Source organism: Sphingobium sp. TB-6 (genome assembly GCF_012927365.1).
In the GTDB taxonomy this organism is placed as follows: domain Bacteria; phylum Pseudomonadota; class Alphaproteobacteria; order Sphingomonadales; family Sphingomonadaceae; genus Sphingobium.
This window is the reverse complement of the sequence record NZ_JABBGL010000044.1, coordinates 1,807-2,967: the sequence shown is the minus strand read 5'-3', so window position 1 is coordinate 2,967 and position 1,161 is coordinate 1,807. Positions and strand designations below refer to the sequence as shown.

Here is a 1,161-nt window from a genome sequence, read left to right as displayed (position 1 = left end):
GGTGGATTCTAAATCGAAGTGCGAAATCCTAGGGTTTATAAGGGTTTGATCCCTTTTCCAGGAAGGCACGCGATGAACGGCTATCAGCATTTGGGTTTGGATGAGCGGCGGGATATCTATCGGCTGATGGCAACCGGACGATCTGTAAGGCAAATCGCGGATGTCCTGGGGCGTCATCCTGCGACGATTTATCGAGAGCTCAAGCGCAACCGTCATCTGGATGAGCATCCGCTATTTCGAGGCTATTATCCGACGGTTGCACAGACCATGGCCCGTGGGCGTCGAGTGCGTGGCGGCAAGATCGCGCGCAGGCCAGAACTCGCCGCTTATATCGCTGACCGGTTGTCGGCGGCCTGGTCGCCCGAGCAGATTGCCGGCTACCTTCGCCGCCATCGCGGTATGCGCGAGGCGGTGTGCCACGAAACCATCTACCAATATGTCTATGGACCTGATGGACGGCACCAGAAACTGTGGCGCCATCTGCCTGTCGCCCGCCGTTCGCGTCGGCAACGCTATGGCCGAAAGCCACGCGGGCTCCATATTCCCTTGCTCAATACGATCGGTGCACGACCGCAGGAAATAGCCGATCGCAGCAGCTTCGGGCATTGGGAAGGCGATCTCCTGATCTTCAGGAGGGAATATGGCAAAGCCAATCTTACCTCGCTGGTCGAACGCCGCAGCCGCTTCACCTTCCTCGCGCGTAATCCGAGCCGCCACTCCGCAGGCGTCATGGCCGGCATCGATCGGCATTTGCATGCTCTGCCCCCTTCCCTCCGGCGCAGCATCACCTTTGATCGCGGCACGGAATTTGCCGCCTTTGCGACGCTGCGAAACAGGCTCGGCATTACCAGCTATTTCTGCTTGCCGTCAGCACCCTGGCAGAAAGGCGGCGTGGAAAATTGCAATGGACGGATACGGCGCTTCCTGCCCTCCAACACTGACATTGCGTTGCTATCGGACAAGGAGATCCAGGCCGTTGCCGATCGCCTCAACAGCACACCCCGCAAGTGCTTGGGCTATCGCACCCCGCATGAGGTTCTGAGAGAGCAGATCGCCCTCCTCAAGGCCGGATAAAATTTTGCCATCCGGGGTGGGGCTCGCCCCACCCCGATGAAATGCTACGCATCACCTCGGGCGTCGCACTTCAAGTCGAAACCGCCA

The 1,161-nt window shown here is 59.2% G+C and carries 1 protein-coding gene; it reads left to right on the top strand.

Going from position 1 to position 1,161, the window contains the following annotated elements:
• The first annotated feature begins 72 nt into the window (after nt 1-72).
• The gene (locus HHL26_RS23950) at nt 73-1,074 is read left to right on the top strand and encodes an IS30 family transposase (RefSeq protein WP_169576919.1); all 1,002 of its coding nucleotides are present in this window, start codon (nt 73-75) and stop codon (nt 1,072-1,074) included.
• Nucleotides 1,075-1,161: the final 87 nt, after the last annotated feature.